At 72.2% G+C, this 18,054-nt stretch carries 10 protein-coding genes; 4 read left to right on the forward strand and 6 right to left on the reverse strand.

The window, feature by feature from the left end:
- Positions 1-218 precede the first annotated feature (218 nt).
- Entirely contained in the window at positions 219-2,900 is a 2,682-nt protein-coding gene (locus tag WMF27_RS25635; protein WP_437766256.1) for a protein kinase domain-containing protein, read from the forward strand.
- Positions 2,901-2,915: 15 nt separating this feature from the next.
- On the opposite strand, the gene WMF27_RS25640 is transcribed toward WMF27_RS25635, so the two are convergent.
- Genes WMF27_RS25640 through WMF27_RS25655 form a run of 4 tightly spaced genes read right to left on the reverse strand, consistent with a single transcriptional unit; the run spans position 2,916 to position 6,296 of the window.
- A complete protein-coding gene (locus WMF27_RS25640; protein ID WP_437766255.1) occupies positions 2,916-3,668 on the reverse strand; it encodes a response regulator in 753 nt (250 codons plus the stop codon).
- 14 nt (positions 3,669-3,682) lie between these two features.
- A complete protein-coding gene (locus tag WMF27_RS25645; protein WP_437766254.1) occupies positions 3,683-5,218 on the reverse strand; it encodes an ATP-binding protein in 1,536 nt (511 codons plus the stop codon).
- Positions 5,215-5,568: a hypothetical protein gene (locus WMF27_RS25650; RefSeq protein WP_437766253.1), complete on the reverse strand. Its 354-nt coding sequence runs from the start codon at positions 5,566-5,568 to the stop codon at positions 5,215-5,217. Before WMF27_RS25650 ends, WMF27_RS25645 begins: the two co-directional genes overlap by 4 nt.
- On the reverse strand, positions 5,565-6,296 hold the full coding sequence (locus WMF27_RS25655) for a sensor histidine kinase (RefSeq protein ID WP_437766252.1): 732 nt from the start codon (positions 6,294-6,296) through the stop codon (positions 5,565-5,567). Before WMF27_RS25655 ends, WMF27_RS25650 begins: the two co-directional genes overlap by 4 nt.
- A 779-nt stretch (positions 6,297-7,075) precedes the next feature.
- Between WMF27_RS25655 and WMF27_RS25660 the strand changes: the two genes are divergently transcribed.
- Positions 7,076-8,149, forward strand: coding sequence for a GDSL-type esterase/lipase family protein (locus tag WMF27_RS25660; RefSeq protein ID WP_437766251.1), 1,074 nt, complete (start codon positions 7,076-7,078; stop codon positions 8,147-8,149).
- A 344-nt stretch (positions 8,150-8,493) separates the two neighbouring features.
- Here the strand turns inward: WMF27_RS25660 and WMF27_RS25665 are convergent, their stop codons facing one another.
- Positions 8,494-11,301, reverse strand: coding sequence for a pentapeptide repeat-containing protein (locus WMF27_RS25665; RefSeq protein ID WP_437766250.1), 2,808 nt, complete (start codon positions 11,299-11,301; stop codon positions 8,494-8,496).
- Positions 11,302-11,362: 61 nt separating this feature from the next.
- On the opposite strand from WMF27_RS25665, the gene WMF27_RS25670 reads away from it, so the two are divergent.
- The gene (locus WMF27_RS25670; protein ID WP_437766249.1) at positions 11,363-12,232 is read left to right on the forward strand and encodes a hypothetical protein; all 870 of its coding nucleotides are present in this window, start codon (positions 11,363-11,365) and stop codon (positions 12,230-12,232) included.
- A gap of 101 nt (positions 12,233-12,333) precedes the next feature.
- On the opposite strand, the gene WMF27_RS25675 is transcribed toward WMF27_RS25670, so the two are convergent.
- Positions 12,334-13,188, reverse strand: a complete 855-nt coding sequence (locus WMF27_RS25675) for a hypothetical protein (RefSeq protein ID WP_437943040.1) — start codon at positions 13,186-13,188, stop codon at positions 12,334-12,336.
- 560 nt (positions 13,189-13,748) lie between these two features.
- On the opposite strand from WMF27_RS25675, the gene WMF27_RS25680 reads away from it, so the two are divergent.
- Positions 13,749-17,978, forward strand: a complete 4,230-nt coding sequence (locus WMF27_RS25680; RefSeq protein ID WP_437943041.1) for a TOMM system kinase/cyclase fusion protein — start codon at positions 13,749-13,751, stop codon at positions 17,976-17,978.
- The last annotated feature ends 76 nt before the right edge of the window (positions 17,979-18,054 follow it).

Below are 18,054 nucleotides of genomic sequence, written 5' to 3' on the forward strand. Positions count from 1 at the left end.
GCGTCGTGAACGAGCGCGCGGGATCGGGCCAGGGTCCTCGCGGAGCCCGGAAACGGAACGACAGCGGAACGACAGCGGAACGACAGCGGAACGACAACGGAACGGCGCGCCCCCGCGCCGGCCGAGCCCGCCATCGCGCCCCGCGCAGGTGCCACGGCACATTCGCGCCGTTCGTCCGCCTTGCCTCGCGCTCCAGTGAGAGTGCATCCTTCACGCGCATGCTGGCTGGCAGGCTGCTGGACGGCCGCTTCGAGCTGGCGGAGATCGCCGGATCCGGAGGCATGGGCACCGTTTACCGGGCCGTCGATCGCGCGAGCGGGACGGTGGTCGCCGTCAAGCTGCTGCGCAAGGCGGCGGACGCGCGCGCGCAGGCGCGCTTTCTCCGCGAGGCAGAGACGCTCTCCCGGCTGGAGCACCCCCACATCGTGCGGTACGCGACGCACGGCATGGCGCCGACGGGGGAGCTGTACCTCGCGATGGAGTGGCTCTCCGGCGAGAGCCTCTCGGATCGGCTGGCGCGGCAGGAGCTGCGCATCGACGAGTCGATCGCCCTCGTGAGGACGGTGGCAGACGCGCTCGGCGCGGCGCACGCGCGCGGGATCGTGCACCGCGACATCAAGCCCAGCAACCTGTTCCTGGTCGAAGGCGCGCTCGATCGGGTCAAGCTCCTCGACTTCGGCATCGCGCAGCTGGCGGACGCCTCGACGCGGCTGACGCGGACGGCGGCGGTGCTGGGCACGCTGGGCTACATGGCGCCGGAGCAGGCGCGGGGCGAGCGGGACAACCTGGACGCGCGCGCGGACATCTTCTCGCTCGGATGCGTGCTCTACGAGTGCCTCACCGGGAAGCCGGCGTTCCGCAAGCAACACCCGATGGCGCTCGTGTGGAAGCTGCTCCTGGAGGAGCCGCCGAGGGCGAGGGAGCTGCGGCCCGACGTGCCCCACGCGCTCGACGAGCTCGTCGCGCAGATGCTGGCCAAGGATCCCGCGGCGCGGCCCGAGGACGGCGCGGCCGTGGCGCGCACCCTGGACACGCTCGGCGCCTGGACGAGGAGCAAGGCGTCCTCGGCCCCCGTTCCCGGCGCGGTCATCACCACGGGCGAGAAGCGCCTGATCTCGATGGTGGCGGTCCGGCCGGCGCAAGCCTCGTTCTTCGAGTCGACAGAGTCGCTCGATCTGCACGCGTCGCCGCCGAACACGCTCGCCGTGGTGCGCCGCGCGGCGATGCCGCTGGGCGCGCAGGTGGAGGAGCTCGGCGACGAGATGGTGGTGACGCTCGTGGTGAGCGCGGGCAACGCGACCGACCAGGCGGCGCTCGCGGCGCGCTGCGCGCTCGAGATCTGCGCGCAGCTCCCCGGCGCGGCGGTCGTGCTGGTGACGGGGTGGGGCGAACCGGCGGGTCGATCGCCGCTCAGCGAGGTGCTGGACAGGGCGGCCGCCCTGCTGGACGAAGCCGCCGCGCCCGGCCGCGCGGAGGGCCGGCGCGAGGGGGTCCACATCGACGCGGTGACGCGCGCCCTGCTCGACGTGCGCTTCGAGGTCGTGGAGCGGGGCGGGCTCTCCTGGCTCAGGGCGGAGCGCGAGATCGGCGAGGGGCCGCGCAAGCTCCTGGGCAAGCCGAGCCCCCACGTCGGGCGCGAGCGGGAGCTGCGCCACCTGCTCGACCTCGTCGACGAGAGCTTCGCCGAGCGGCGCGCCGCGGTGGCGCTGGTGACCGCCGCGGCGGGCATGGGCAAATCGCGCCTGCGCCACGAGGCCGTCGAGGTGCTGCGCCAGCGCCACCCCGACGTGAGCCTGAGCGTCGTCCGCGGCGACTCCATCGGCACGGGCGCCGCGTTCGCCATGCTCGCCGGATCGCTGCGGGGCGCGCTCGGGATCGCCGCGGGCGAGGCCGTCGACGCGCGGCGACGGAGGCTCGCGCAGGCCCTCGCGCCGCTCTTCTCGGGCGAGGAAGGGCTACGGGTGGGCGGGTTCCTGGGCGAGCTGCTCGGCGTCGCCCCCCTCCCCGACGAGGACCTGCCGGCGCTCCGGGCCGCGCGGCACAACCCGGCGCTGATGGCCGAGGGGATCCAGCGCGCGTACCTCGACTACGCGCGCGCCGTGACCGCCGCGCGCCCCGTGCTCGTCGTGCTCGAGGATCTCCACTGGGGGGACGCGCCCTCGATGGGGATCTTCGACCGGGCGCTGCGGGAGCTCGGCGACCGGCCGTACGCGCTGCTCGCCTTCGCCCGGCCCGAGGTTCACGCGGCCTTCCCGAGGCTCTGGGCCGAGCGGGGCCTCTCGGAGCTCCGGTTGCGCGAGCTGCCCGCCCGCGCGGCCGAGCAGCTCGTGCAGAGCGCGCTCGGCGGCGCGGGCAGGCAGCTCGCGCCCGGGGAGATCTCCGCGCTCATCCAGCGGGCCGGGGGCAACGCCTTCTATCTCGAGGAGCTCATCCGGGCCCTTTCGGAGGGGCGCGGCGGCGCGCTGCCGGAGACGGTGCTGGGCATGGCGGAGGCGCGCCTCGCGGCGCTCGGGCTCGAGGCGCGGCGGCAGCTGCGGGCGGCGAGCGTCTTCGGGGAGGTCGCCTGGGTGAGCGGCGTGCGCGCGCTGCTCGGCGCCGGGGCGTCGGGGACGAGCGAGCGCGACGCGTGGGCCGAGCTGGTCGAGCGCGAGATCATCGAGCGCCGGCCGAGCTCCCGGTTCGCGGGTGAGGAGGAGATCGCCTTCTGCCACCCGCTCTTGCGGGAGGCGGCCTACGCGATGCTGACGGATCGCGACCGGGCGCTCGGCCACCGGCTCGCCGGCGAGTGGCTGCTCGAGGCCGGCGAGCAGGACCCGATGGTGCTGGCCGACCACTTCGCGCGGGGCGACGACCCCGCGCGCGGCGAGATCCCCTCCCCGGCCGGGCGCGCGCCCGCGTGAGGCGGGCGCACGCGCTCATCCATACGCCGCGTCCCCGCGCGCGCGGGCGATCGTGTGGATGAGCTCGCGCGCGTCGAACGGCTTGTGCAGGCACGCGTACCCGCCCTTGCTCATGATCGCGCTGACCATCTCCGGGACCGCGTGGCCGGTCATGGCGATCACCGTGACGCGCTTCTTCAGCCCCCGCATCTGCGCGCACGTCGTCACGCCGTCCTGATCGGGCATGACGAGATCGAGCACGCAGACGTCGATGCCCCGCTCGACGACGTACTGGACGGCGGCCCGCCCATCGTGGACGGCGTGGGCCGACAGCCCCGCGTCCCGGAGCACCGCCACGATCGCGTCGGCGACCCTCGGGATGTCGTCGACCACGAGGACGGCCGGCGAGTCCACCGCGCGAGCGACGATGCGCGCGAGGTGGTCCATCGAGAACGGCTTGTGGATCACCGTGTACACGCCCTCGGCGATCGCCTCCTCGATGAGCCTCTCGAGCGCGAACGCCGTCATCAGCACGACGGTGAGCTCCGGCTGGATCCTCTTGAGCTCCCGGAACGTCTCGACGCCGTTGAGCCCGGGCATGCGGATGTCGCTGATGACCAGCGTGAACGCCTGCTGCCGGACGAGCTCGAGCGCGTGGATGCCGTCCCTCGCCTCCACCACCTCGTAGCCCTCGAGCTCGAGGCTGGCGGCGAGCGTGACGCGCATGCCCTCCTCGTCGTCGATCACGAGCACCCGCTTGCCCCGCTGCGCGGGCTCCTGCACCTGCATGGCTTGCCCCCTCGTCATACGCCCTGAGTCCCGGTCGGCGTCAGCGCTGGCTCCGCGGCCTCGGGCTCCTCGCGCGCCGGCAGCCGCACGACGAAGGTCGTGCCGTTGCCGAGCGCGCTCGTCGCCTCGATCGTGCCGCCGTGCCGCTCCACGATCCCGGCGCTGATCGCCAGGCCGAGGCCCGTCCCCTTCAGCTTGGTGCTGAACAGCGGCTCGAAGATCCGCGCGAGCGTCTCCTCGGAGATGCCCGTCCCATCGTCGACGACCGAGAGCGTCACCCCGCCGCCCGCCCGCTCCGCGGCGACGCGCACGCGCCCCTCGCGCTCGGCCGGGATCGCCTCGGCCGCGTTCTGGATCAGGTTCACGAGCACCTGCCGGAACTGGTCCTTGTCGATCTCCACGACAGGGAGCGTGTCCGGTACGTCGTTGTCGACGCGCACGCGCGGCGGGATCTCGACGACCGAGATGGCGTCGTCCACGAGGGGCCTCAGCGCGCACGCCGCGAAGCGCGGCCGCCGCTCGCGCGCGAAGTCGAGCAGGTTGTCGATGATCTTGGCGCACGCCGCGAGCTCTCTCTCGATGATCGAGAGGAACTGCGCCACGCGGGGCTCCGCGCCGAGCTCGGTCCCTACAATCCGCTTCTTGAGGTAGTGGTTCGCGTTCCGGACGGCGCCGAGCGGGTTCCTCAGGTCGTGCCCGACGCTCGCCGCGAGCTGCCCCACCGCCGCGAGCTTCTCCATGCGCATCCTGGACGCCTGGGCGTCGCGGAGGCTGGACGCCATCTCGTTGAACGCCGCGCTCATGCGACCGAACTCGTGCTCATCGAGCACCGAGAGGCGCAGCTCGAGATCCCCCTGGGCGATCCGCCGGGAGCCTTCGAGCAGCGAGTTGAAGCCGCGGTCCACCGAGCGGAGGAGCCGCCCGAGCAGCACGACGAGGACGAGCAGCGCGCCGCCGGTCGCCGCCGCGCCGAGCAACGCCACCCGCGCCCGGAGGTGGCGCTCGTCGTCGAGGATCCTGGCCACGTCGCGCTCCGCGTCGTGCACGGCCGCGCTGATGTGCGGGAGGAACTCCGCCTTGTACTCGCGGTCGGCGAGCTGCACGAGCATCTCGTGCCGCTCGCTCGTGCGCTCGCGCTCGACATGGGCCGCGGCCGTCACGCCTCCGACGATCCGCGCGAAGCTCGCTCGCATGAAGCCGATGTGCTCGATCTCCTCCGCCGATTCCTCGTCGCTCTCCCTGATCTCCTCGTCGGCGATCATCGCCCTCTTGCGCGCCTCGATGGCGTCGAGATCGCGCGCCGTGGCCTCGGCCGCGCTCGAGAGCTCCTCGCTGAGGCTGCCGTGGAGCACCGACTTGACCGCCTCGTTCATGTAGCGGCTGGCGTCGCTGGCGAGGGTGACGTGCAGCTTCAGGTCGTCGTAGGACGCCTCGGCGCGCCGCTGAAAGACGAGCATCTCCGCGACGGCGAAGTAGAAGGCGCCGCCGGCGACGAGGACCGCCGCCAGCGCGACGCCGAAGATGGCGGCCAGTGTGGCTCGAATGCTCATGGGGAGCGGCTCCTGCTCGCGTGCTTCGCGTGGTCGTCGCCGTCGCCCGCGAGCTCGATCTCCCGCGTGACGAGGAGCATGAGCCCGGCGTCGGGCGTCTCCCCCGCGAGGCCGAGCTCGAGCGCGGCGCCGAGCTCCAGGCCGGGCGCCGGGTGCCAGAGCACGCCGGGCGCGAGGAGCAGCGACGTCGTGTCTTCGATCTCGGCGGCGAGCTCGATGGTCGGCACCACGTCGCCGAGCGGCAGGATCAAGCCCAGCGAGGCCCGGGGGCGCGCGCGCCGCGCGGAGGGCCGGGCCGCTGGCTCCCGGGCCGCCGGCGCGCGCCCTGCGGGCGGACCGCCCGCGCTCACGGCGCCGGCTCCGATCCGGCGTCGCCGTGCACCGGCGCCGCGGCGAGCGGCAGCGCGATGACGACCGACGAGCCGTGCGCCCGGGGCTCGACGGCGAGCGACCCGCGGTAGCGACGGGCGACCCGCCTCGCGATGTTCAGCCCGAGGCCGGTGTGACCCGGCTTGGTCGTGGTGAACGGCCGAAGGATCGCCTCGCTGTCCGCCTCGCAGGGGACAGCCGCCGCGTCCGTGACCTCGATGCAGTACCGCGCGGCGCTCGAGGTGCCCCGGACCGTGACCACGCCGTCCCCCGGCGTCGACTCCACGGCGCTCTCGATCAGGCACCGCACCGCGACGGCGAGCTCGATCGGGTCCGCCTCGACGTCGCCGTCCTGAGCCGAGAGGACGACGCGGGCCCCGGACGCGCCGATGCGCGCGCACGCCGCCGCGCGGCGCACGCAGCCCGCCGCGCTCACGCACGCGCTCCTGCGGGTGAAGAGCCTCGCGGCGTCGACCGCCTCCTCGAGCCGCGCGCTCGCCGCGATCACCTCCTCGTCGATGATCCCGAAGAACTCCTCGATCCTCGGATCCGCCGTGTAGGCCGCGTCACGCGCGACCCTCCGCTTGATGTAGAACGACGCATTCCGGACGATCGCAAAGCGGTTGCGCAGGTCGTGACGCAGCACGGACAGGATCTCGTCCGCGACCGCGGCCTGCTCCGCCGCACCCAGGGGATCCCAGCTGTTCATGCCGATCCTCGCTCCTCGGCCCTCGCGCGCCCGAGCCTCGCGCCGCTGTGTCGCGGGCGCACGAGAGCACGCGTGGCCGATCCGTGCCATCGGTCACGTTTGCACGTCTGCACGTCTGCACGTCTGGTGCGACGCCACCCCCAATCAGCGTCACCCTTGATAAACATACGTGACAAAGTTGGTGTCAGTCAACGGCATAACAATGCCCTCCACTGCACATCTCCGTTCAACGGATTTCCGTCCGCCTTCCGCCCTCATGCTCCTTGCGCTGCCCTGCCCTGCATCACCGTGATTGCCCTGGTCGCACAGCCAACTGGCCAATCCATCGCCGGACATCGCCGTGTGTCGTGAACGAACCGCCGCGGGTCTCCTCTCCACGAGCGTGGCGCCGGTGCGGTGGGTGGACAGGCGGGCGCCCTCGCGCCGGCCTCGATTCTGCCACTGCTTCAGATTTGTGATGGGTGTGCTCCGGAGCGCACCCCGGCACGCAGATCCGAAAAAAAAACGCCTGTCCGTGATTGGTTGGGAGCCGTTCCTGACACAGTGACGCGAGCCGTGCTCGCTCCCCGTCACCCCCGCCGCTCGCCTCGCCGGCGTTGCCTTGCCGCTCTCGGCGCGCCCTGCGCCCGCGGCGGTGCGCGCTCGTCGTGCCGCCGGCCCGGCACCTCGACCGAGCGTGCCCTGGCCCTGGCAGCCTGCGGGACCGGGAGGCGAAGGGCCAGCGCCATCCGGCGTGGATGGGCTGATGCTCGTGTCATGACTGGAGGAAAGGCATGTTCATGGACTGGAACGTTCGATCGACCGCCCGCACGCGCAGCCGGATGCTTGCCCGGGTGTCCTGCCTCGCGCTGCTCACCGCCGCCTGCTCCCCTGATCCGGAGGCGGCCCCAGGCGGCGCCGGCGGAGGCGGGGGGACGGGCGGCGCGGGCGGGAGCTCGCAACCGGAAGGGAGCAGCTCGAGCGCAAGCGCGGGCAGCACCGCGATCTCGGCCGGCTCCACGGGCGGCGCGGGGGCCGGGGGCGACGCGCCCGCCGGCTCGGGAGGCTCGGCGGGATCTTCAGGTGGGCCGAGCGGCGGCGGCGGCGCGGGCGAGGGCGGCGCGGGCGGCGCGGGGCCGCTGCCGGACATCACGATCTGGATCGCGGGGGACTCCACGGTCGCCAACGGGCAGACCCCCTGCCCGGCCGGCTGGGGCGGCCAGCTCGCGGCGCTCTTCGACGACCGGGTCACCGTGGTGAACAGCGCCGTCGGCGGCCGCAGCGTGCGGACGTGGCTCTACAACGTGCAGAAGACCATGGATAGCGCAGGCGAATGCGAGCTCGAGCGCGACTCGAGCGGCGAGCCCTTGCTGCAGGCCAGGTGGGTCCAGATGCTCGACGGCATGAAGCGGGGCGATTATCTGTTCATCCAGTTCGGCATCAACGACGGCTCGAGCACGTGCGATCGGCACGTGGGGCTCGACGCCTTCAAGTCGAGCTACGGGATGATGGCCCGCGCCGCGAAGGAGCGAGGCGCTCAGCCCGTGTTCGTGACCCCCGTGAGCGCGATCTCCTGCAGCGGGAGCACGGCCCGGGGGACGCGCGGCGGCTACGTGACCGCGACCCACGAGGCGGGCAAGGAGTACGGCGTGCCGGTGATCGACCTGCACGAGCTCAGCGTCGCGCTCTACGGCACCCTGGGCTTCTGCCCGGTCCCCGGGGGCGACGTGAGCGCGACGACGAGCGGCCCCGTCGGCGAGTTCTTCTGCGATGATCACACGCACTTCTCGCGCTCCGGCGCGGAGCAGATCGCGAAGGTCATGGCCGGCGCCGTCCGCGATCAGAAGCTCGGCCTGGCCGCGTACCTCGAGTGATCCCCGCCGGCGCACGCCGGCCAGAGCCGCACCGCCCTCCTGTGCGGCCTCGGCGCCCTCCTACGCAGCCCCCGCGACCCTCCTGCGCACCCCTTTTGGTGTCCTATCGTACGATCGCATGGCTCCTGCGCGGCCTTCGCGACCCTCCTGCGCCCCCCTTTGGGTGTCCTACCGTACGATCGCATAGCTCCCGCGCGGCCCCGGCAGCCCTCCTGTGCACCCATTTTTGTGTCTTATCTCACGATCACACGGCTCCTGTGCAGCTCGAGCGCTTCTCTGCGCGCCCGCGGCAGGCTGACCTCGCCGTCGCCGGCGGCGACTTTCAGCTCGACGCCCGGGTAGCTCTACGGCGGGAGCCTGGCGCCGTCGAGCTTCGCGTACCGCAGGTCCGCGTCGCGGAGGTCGGCGCCGCGGAGGTCGGCGCCGTCGAACTCGGCGCCGTCGAACTCGGCGCCGGCCAGCTTCGCTTCGCGGAGGTCGGCGTTCGAGAAGACGACGCGGCCGCAGCGAGCGCCTTCGAGATCCGCCCCGCGGAGGTCGGCGCGGCGGAAGACGCAGTCGAAGAGATTGACCCCCTCGAGGCGCGCGCTCGAGAGCTTCGCCTCCTCGAACGGGATCACCGCGAGGTCTGCCTTTCGCAGGTCGGCTCCCGTGAGATCGATGCCCGGGAGCTGCACGAACCCGCCGCTCAACGTGCGCCAGCGCGACCGCCAGCGGTTCCAACGCGCGATGCCGTCTTTGACCTCACCGCGCAGCATCGCGCGCGACTCTTCGAACGTAGGAAGCAGCATCTCGATGAGCTTCTTCTCGCTCAGCTTGATGACCTTGTCGCCCCTGGCGATGCGCGCGTCGATCTCGGTCTCCGCCTTCGACGGGACGTGCTCCACGTACGGAATATGCGCGCCGACGAAGTGCGTCGCGTCCTTCGCCTTCTTCGCGACCGTGCCGCCGAGCTCGATCAGCATGTCTTCGCGGAGCTCGCGCGACGTGCGCACATCCATCGCCGATCTCTGGAATTTGCCTGCGTAGAGGATGCATGTCCCGGCGAGGCGCTTCTCGAACATGCCTTGCGGCTTCTTCTCCGCCAGCGGGGTGAAGCCGAGATCGAAGGGAGTGACACGCTTCTTCGTGCCTTCGATCGCGCGGATGGCGAGGTTGCCGTGCCCGTCGATGTACGCGATCTCGGTCCCGTCCTCGGAGGCGGTGAGCGGGAGGAGCTCGAAGCCGTGGAACTCGATGTCCTCCGGAGCCCCCGGCTCGTCGAGCCATTGGCCCTCCTCGGCGTCGGCCGTCCTCGTGCGGCCCGCGGAGTCGACGACGACCGCGCGGGCGTCGTCGACGAACGCGACCTGCCCGAGGCGCTTGTCTGGATGGGAGAGGGTCGCTGTCACCTCCCCCGAACGCGGATCGATGAAGACGAGCGCGCTGTCCGACGAATGATTGCTGATGTCACGATCGATGCTGACGGCGATCCATCCGGCGCGCGAGACGGCGACGCCGCCGCAGCGCTCGGGCGCGCCGCTCTCCAGCTCGATCGTATGGACGGGTGTCTCCGGATCGTCGAGCCGCCAGATCCGGACCGCGTCGGACACCGAAACGGCCCAGGTGTCGTCGGACCCGAACGTGCAGGCCGACACCTTGGTGTCGTGCGAGAGCGCCGCGGTGCGGACGCCGCGCGCACGGTCCCAGAGCTCGACGTTCGACGCGACGGGGAGCATCACCGTCTTTCCGTCGCGCGAGACCGCCGCCGCGCCCTGGGGAGAGATCGCGCCGTTCGCGAAGATCGCCTCGCCCTCATCGGTGATCTCGCGCTCCACGACGGCGCTCTCGGGCGCGACGAGGAGCAGCTCTCCCTGCGGGAGGTTCGCGAGCGCCGCCGGGCCGCCCGCGCGCCGCTCGCTGACCGCGCCGTCGGTCCTTCGCCAGGACCAGATCCCCGACGAGCCGGAGACGACGACGCGTTCGCGGCTCAGCGCGATCGCGCGTGGCGCGTCGATCCCGAGCTCGCTCGAAGCCGGCTCACCGTCCGAGGTCCAGAGGCCGATGCCAGACGCCGTCGAGCCGGCGGCGAGCCACTTCCCGTCGCGCGAGAGCGCCATCGCGGGGCCCTGGCCGTACGCGTGGTGGCGAGGCGTGCGGACGCGACGGATCTCCGCGCCGCTGCGGTTCCACCAGCGAAAGCAGCGATCGTTGCCCTGCGAGACCACCGTCTTGCCGTCGGCCAGGAACGCGAGCCAGCGACAGCCGGCCGGCCCCCGGTCCTGCTCGCCCGAGCCGTAATCTTCCTGGAAGCGATGCGCGCCCAGGAAGCGGACGGGCTCGAGCGATGCGCCGTCCCAGAGGTGGACGTCGCCTTGTCCGTGGCCGCCGGCGAGCACGCTGCCCTCGGGTGAGAACGCGAGTACGAGGATCTTGGAGCTCTTTCGTCGGGCGAGCTCCTCCTTCGACTCGCGATCGAAGACGCGGACGATGCCCTTCTGTCCGCCGGTCGCAAACGTCGCTCCGTCGGGTGAGAAGGCGAACGCGAAGATCTCGCCTGCGGGCTCGCTCAGCTCGTGAAGTCGTTTGCCGGTACGCGCGTCGAAGACGCTGGCGACGGCGTCTCCGCCGTAGGTCGCGACGATCGCACCGTCGGCGCTCACGGTCGCGAAGGCGAACTTCCTCGTCGCCTTCTCTCCGAGCTTCCACGAAAGCTCGCCGTCCTGGCCGAGGCGCGCGATGGAGCCACGCGCCCACAGGAGAAGGTCGCCGTCAGGCAACGCGAAGACGCCAGTGAAGCAACCGGTCACCGTCTGCTCGTCGAGGGCACGACCGTCGTCGACGGCGAAGCGATGCACCTTCGTGCGCTCCTCGCCGGTCACGAGGGCCACGAGCGTTCTGGAGTCCGGAGCAAAATCGAGACCAGTGAAGTTGCCGGGCGCGTTGAAGCGGGTGGCGCCGAAGACCTGTCGGATCATCGAACCGAACTTTATTCGGATCCGTTGCCTCTCACCGCTCCATCGGTCGTCATTCTCGGACGTGCGAGCCGGCGCGCGCACATGGAGTGCCCATCGGGGCTCGACAGGCGTCGATGTCGCGGCCAAGCCCACCGCGATCGAGGACGAAGCGGCGGCGTTCCCGGCCGGGGCGCTGGCCGTCTCCTTCCACGCCACGTCCGCGCGGCGTTCGGGCGACCAGCTACCGGTCCGGCCGCGGATCGGGTACTTGATCTCGGTGACGCGCCATCTGCTCGGCCTCTCCGCGCTGATCTCCGGTCTCGTCCTCGCCGGATGCACTGCGATCTCGGGTATCGGCAGCCTGACCTTCGACGGCGTGGGCGCGAGCGGAGGAGGCGGCGCCCCGCCTGGCGATGGGGGTGGCGGGTCGGGCGGCGGCGGCGGTGAGGCGGGCGGCGGCGGTGAGGCGGGCGGCGCGGGCGGCGGCGGTGGTGCGGGCGGCGCGGGCGGCGCGGGCGGCGGCGGTGGTGGTGCGGGCGGCGCGGGCGGCGGCGGCGCGTGCGACGGGGAGCCGTGCCCGGCGCCGACAGGCGTCGACGTCGTGGAGCAGACCTACACGGAGCTGCGCGGCAGCCCCGGTACGGCCACCCCTGCCATGGACCGGTGCCCGGAGAGCCAGGTGCTCCTCGGGTTTCGGGGGTCCCTCGGACCGCTGGGGGAGTCGCTCATCCATGCCAAGATCCAGGCGCAGTGCGGCCACCTGGAGCTCACGGGAGACGGCCCGTACACCATCACCATGATGCCCGGCGACGTGACCCCTTTCCGGGGCAGCGAGGGCACCGAGCCCTGGGAGATGCTGTGCCCGGAGAACGAGGTGGTGGTGGGCTTCAGCGGTTGGTCTGGCAGGTACCTCGATCTCCTCTTCATCGCTTGTGCGCCGCTCCTCGTGACGGGACCTCCCGGCGATCTCCGCGTCGAGCTCGGCCCCGTCACGTGGCCGGACGGCGTGGGCGGCGACGGCGGCGGCGAGTTCCCGGACACCTTCTGCGGTGCAGACCAGGTCGCGAACCTCGTTCAGACCGTCGTCGAGGGCGGAGCCATCGGCGCCTTCGGCCTGGGCTGCACGACGCCCTCGCTCACGTACTGACCCGCCCGCGCCTGCGCCGGGGGCGCGCTCTTCATGCGTCAGATGCGAGAGCTCTTGCGACCCGACGGATCGCGACGGTTCGCCCCCGCGGAATCGTTCCGTCAGAACCCGATGTCCTCGCGGATGGCGACCACGATCTTGCAGTGGTTCACGAGATCGTCCGTCGTCTTGACCTCGGTCGTGTAGTTGAGGCCGTACGGCCAGAAGTGCTGCGTGTCCGCGTGCACGACGTCGCTCTCGTTGCCCGTGATGGCCCTGAGCTGGCGCGTCGCCGCCTCGCCCGTGAAGACGCCGTCCACCACCAGCGCGCCGAACTCGCGGCTGCCGACCCCCAGGGTGTGACCGATCTCGTGCATCGCGGTGATGTAGTTCATGGAGCTCGTCGCGCCGAACCGGATGGACCCATTGACGTTGCCATCGGCCGTCGCGACCGACGGCACGTAGGACACCGACAGGCGCTTCTCGATGCTCGTTTGACAGTTGTAGTGCGACAGCGCCTCGTCCATCGCGCTCGTGATCTTGTCGTACGCAGACTGCTGCTCCGCCGTCGGCGAGGCGACCTTCGCGAGCGTGTAGGTGATTCCCCCCGTCCCCGGGCAGCCGTCGCCCGCGCCGCCCGCGCCGCCGTCGCCCGCGCCGCCCGTGCCCGCTTCGCCCGCACCCGCGCCGCCGTCACCCGCGCCGCCGTCACCCGCGCCGCCCGTGCCAGCGCCGCCCGTGCCCGCTTCGCCTGCGCCCGCGCCGCCGCTCCCCGAGGCGCTGCCGCCCGTTCCACCGTCTCCGCCTCCGCCGGTCGCGCCGCTCCCCGAGGTCTGTCCGCCGGAAGCGGCCGCGCCGCCGCTCCCGCTGGCGACGCTGCCGGCGTCCGCGGGGCTGTCGCCCGAACCCCCGCACGCAACCGGACCAGCCGCCGCGAGCGCGAGCAGAACGATGTGGATCGCCAGTTGCCTCAGCATGTTTCGTGCTCCTTCCACAAAGGATTGAAAAGCCTTGAATCGTCGCTCACCGCCCAAGGACCGCTCTCGGCTCCCCGCGCGCGTCGAGCGCCGACGAAGTCCGCTTCACCGCCCTCTCACCGGTCGTGCCAGAGGTCAACTCGCCGCTGTTCACCGCGACTCGCTCGGTCGCCGCGACAGCAGCCACGATAGAAGATTGTAGCCGAAACAAACACGCAGGCGGAGCTCGGCCGCTGCCCCACGAGGAGCGCGCTTGCGCACGTCGGCCCGTCTCCCCGGAGCCACGCCCCACGGAGCCGGCCGGGCGCGAGCGTCTTCCGGGGTTTCTTCGCCGAAGCGCCAGAACCCGATCGGCATCGACGGACGTCGGCGGAGTACCACCCTATATGAACCAACGTGAGCAGCGAGGTCGGCCGTGGACAAGGTGTGCTGACGAGATCGACAGCCGCTCTGTCCAGACGCCTCATCGATGAGGCGGGCCGGCCGGCGCAGCGCGCCGCCCTCCCCGGATCACGCCCGCTCCCCCGGTCGCGCCGGGCCGCCCGGCGGAGGGAGATGGGATGAGCCGCAGCGCCATCGCCTCGGGCGCCGTGTTCCAGGAGCGCTACGAGATCGTCTCCGCGCTGCGCGAGAGCGGCTTCGCCGACGTCTACAAGGGGCGTCAGCTCGCCACCGGACAGCCGGTGGCCATCAAGGTCATGCACCCGATCCGGGGCAGCAAGTCCGCCGACGTCGCGCGGCGCTGCGCCCGCTTCCACCAGGAGGCGCGGTTCTGCGCGCAGCTCCACCACCCCAACATCGTCCGGCTCATCGACGCCGGACAGACGGACGACGGCACCCTCTACACCATCTTCGAGTTCGTGCCCGGCCAGAACCTGGCGGAGGTGCTGGCCGAAGAGATCGCCCTCGATCCGCGCGAGGCGCGGTACCTGATGCTCCAGGTCCTCGACGCCCTCGGCTGCGCCCACGGGCAGCATGTCGTCCACCGCGACCTCAAGCCCAGCAACATCATGATCGTCTCGACCGGCGCGCGGCGAAACGCGCTGGTGCTCGACTTCGGCATCGGCGCGCTCATCGCCGGGGCCATGGAGGGCGTGGATCCCAAGCTCACCCCGAGCAACGAGATCCTCTGCACGCCCGCCTACGCGGCGCCGGAGCAGCTCCTCGGACAGCCGGTGAGCGTGCGTTCGGACCTGTACGCCTGGGGGCTCGTCTTCCTCGAGTGCCTCACCGGCAGGCCGTCGATCACCGGCAGGTCGCTGCAAGAGGTGCTCTTCCGGCAGGCCAGCCCCGAGCCGATCCCGATCCCCCCGGCGCTGCTCGGGCACCCGCTCGGCGCCCTGCTCCGGCGCGCGACCCTCAAGGACATGGCCGCGCGCGTCGTCACGGCCTCGAGCCTGCTGCGCGAGCTCGAGGCCTGCGACGTGGACGCGCTGAGCCGCGAGGACCTCGTCGATCCCGCGCGAGCGCCGCGCTCGCCGCCGGCCCCGACCCGAGGCACGGAGGATGCGAGCCCGTGGCGCCGCGTCGCGAGCGAGACGGCGCCGCTCGACGCGCCCTCGCGGGAGCCCCGCTCGCTGCCGAGCGACCACGCGGCGGCCGAGACGATGCCGTCTCCGGCCACGCCCCGGCGCGTGGACGCGCCGGCCCCGCCGGAGCCAGAGGGACAGGCGCTGGAGCGACCCGACGGCGAGCGGCGGCCCCTCACCGTCGTCTGCTGCACCTTCACGGCCTCGGGCCCGGGGCTGAAGACCACCGACGTCGAGGAGATCGACGATCTGCTCGACGAGCAACAGGACGCCTGCGCCGAGATCGCCCGCCGCCACCGGGGGCGCTTCGCCGGCGCGCTGGGGGATCAGGTCCTCTTGCACTTCGGCTATCCCTCCGCGCAGGAGGATGACGCCCGGCGCGCCGCCCGCGCGGCGCTGGAGGTCGTGGCGGACGTGGAGGCGCGCAGCGCGCAGCTCACGGCGGCGCGGGGCGTGGCGCTCGAGGTCCGGATCGGGCTCCACACCGGCCTCGTGGTCGCCGGCCAGCTCCATCGGTACACACAGCACCTCGGGACGACACCGCAGATCGCGGCCCGGCTGAGCGCGGCCGCGGCGCCGGGCACGGTCGTGGTCAGCGGCGAGACCTTCAGGCTCCTCCGGAGCCGGTTCGCGCTCGAGCCGATGGCGCCGCCCGATCTCTCGTCCGTCGCGCGCCCGCTCGCGAGCTACCGCATGGGGCAGGAGATCCCTCCCCCGGCCCAGGACCAGGACATCGCCGGCCGCGACACCGAGCCGCTGATCGGGAGGAGCCAGGAGCTCGATCTCCTGCTCCAGCGCTGGGGCCAGGTCCGGCAGGGCATCGGGCAGAGCATCCTCGTCACCGGCGGCCCCGGGATCGGCAAGTCGCGCCTCACCGGGGAGCTCGTCCGGCGGCTCCGCGGCGAGCGGCACAGCTGCCTGGAGTGCCGCTGCGTGCCCGATCAGCGGAGCAGCGCGCTCTACCCGTTGATCGAGCTCCTGGAGCGGTTGATCGAGACGGGCCGGGACGACGCGCCGGGGCGCCGGCTCGCCCGGCTCGAGGCGCTCCTCTCGCGCCGCGGCTTCGACCTTCCGGAGACGGCGCCGCTGCTGGCGGCGCTGCTGTCGATCCCGCTGGACGGGCGCTACGCCGCCCCGCTGGACCCGCCGCCGCGGCAGAAGGAGCGGACGCTCAACGTGCTCGTGACGATGCTCTTCGACATGGCCGAGGAGCAGCCCGTCCTGTTCCTGGTCGAGGACCTGCAGTGGGCCGATCCGACGACCCTCGAGTGGCTGGGCGTGATGATCGCCGACGTGCCCTCGGCGCGGCTGATGGCGGTCTTCACCGCGCGGCCCGAGTTCTCGCCGCCCTGGTCGATGTCGAGCATGCTCCAGATCCAGCTGAGCCGCCTGGATCGGTCGGACGTCGAGCACCTGGTGGCGCGCCTCGCCGGCGGCCGCGCCCTGCCTGGGCCCGTGCTCTCGCAGGTGGTCGACCGGACCGACGGCGTCCCGCTCTACGTCGAGGAGCTGACGCGGATGGTGCTCGAGTCCGGGGCGCTCGTGGAGGAGGGGGACCACTACCGCCTCGCCGAGCCGCTCTCGGCGCTCGCGATCCCCACGACGCTGCGGGGCCTCCTGGTGGCGCGCCTCGACCGGCTCGGCAGGGCCAAGGAGACGGCCCGCATCGCCGCGGCGCTCGGCCGGGAGTTCTGCCAGGAGGTGCTCTGCGCCGTGTCCTCGCTCGACGGGGAGCAGGTCCAGGAGGACCTCGAGCGGCTGATGGCCGCGGATCTCATCCACAGGAAGCGGCGGCTGAACAACCCGACGTACCAGTTCAAGCACGTGCTCATCCGGGACGCGGCCTACGAGTCGCTCTCGAAGCGGAGCCGGCGGAAGGTGCACGCGATCATCGCCCGGACGCTCGAGGCGCGCTTCCCCGAGATCGTCGCGGCGCGGCCCCAGCTGCTCGCGCACCACCACGCGGGGGCCGAGCAGCTGGAGCGGGCGATCGCGTACGCGGAGATCGCGGCGGAGCGCGCGCTGAAGCGGCCCGCGAACGCCGACGACACCGAGGCGATCGTCCACGTGACGCAGGCGCTCGGCTGGCTGTCAGGCATTGCGGACGCGCGGGAGCGCGCGCTGGCGGAGCTGCGCCTGAACAGCCTGCTGATCCTGGCGCTCATCGGCCGGCGCGGGTACATGCCGAAGGAGCTCGAGGCGGCGGTCCACCGCTGTGAGGAGCTGAGCGACGAGCTCGGGGAGAGCTCGATGACCCCGCCGACGCTGTGGGCGATGTTCTGGTACCACCACATGCGGAACCATCGCCCTGAGGCGCGGGCGATCGCAGAGCGGTGGCTCGACCTGGCCAGGCGGTTGCAGGACACCGCGCAGCTGGTCTCGTCGATGGTGCTGCTGGGACAGTGCTCGTTCTTTGAAGGAAAGCTCTCCGAGGCCCGCGAGCAACTCGACGGCGGCATCGCGCTCTACGACCCTCAGGCACATCGGGAGCAGGCCTTCTTCTACGGCGTCGATGTCAAGGTCTGGGGCCAGTACACGCTCGCGGTGGTGCTCTACCTGATGGGCTGTCCAGCCCAGGCCCTCGCCCACGGGCAGGCCGCGGTGGCGTGGGCGCGCGAGCTCGATCACCTGAGCAGCCTCGGGATGGCGCTGCTCCACCTGGCCGGCGTCTACCACTATGCCCGCGAACGGGCGCAGGTCGCCGCGGTGACCGACTCCGTGCTGCAGCTGACAGAGCATCATCAGCTCTGGTTCAAGGTGCACTGCTGGGCCCTGCGCTGCTGGGCGCAGGGCGATCTCGAGCAGCTGAGGCAGCACGTCGAGGTGATCCGGGACGCCGGCCAGAAGACAGGCCTGCCGTACTGGCTCTCGCTCGTGGCGGAGCTCGAGGCCAAGCGCGGACGACACGAGGCCGCGATCGAGCAGCTCGCGAGCTGCCTTCTGCTCGCCGAGGAGTCGGGGGACGTGTACTACCTCCCGGAGCTCTACCGCCTGAAGGCGCTGTCTCTCCGCGCCTCCGGCGCCGACGCCGAGCAGGAGAGCGAGCGGTGCTTGCGGCGATCGATCGCCGTCGCGCGCGAGCAAGGCGCGCGAACGTTCGAGCTGCGCTCGACGCTGGCGCTCTGCCCGATGCTCGCGCAGCAGGGCCGGCGCGACGAGGCGCGCCGCCTGCTCGGGGAGATCACCGACTGGCCCGTGGAGTGCGCCGATCTTCCCGATTTTGCCGAGGCGCGAGCGCTGCTCCAGGAGATGACCGATTGATCTGCCTCGGCGCCGCCTGGGTCGCTCTCATCGCGTGTGCATTTGTCTGTAGTGGATGCGCGCAGGGCTCGACGGC

The sequence above is a fragment of the Sorangium sp. So ce281 genome (genome assembly GCF_051527395.1).
Classification (GTDB): Bacteria; Myxococcota_A; Polyangia; order Polyangiales; family Polyangiaceae; genus Sorangium; species Sorangium cellulosum_B.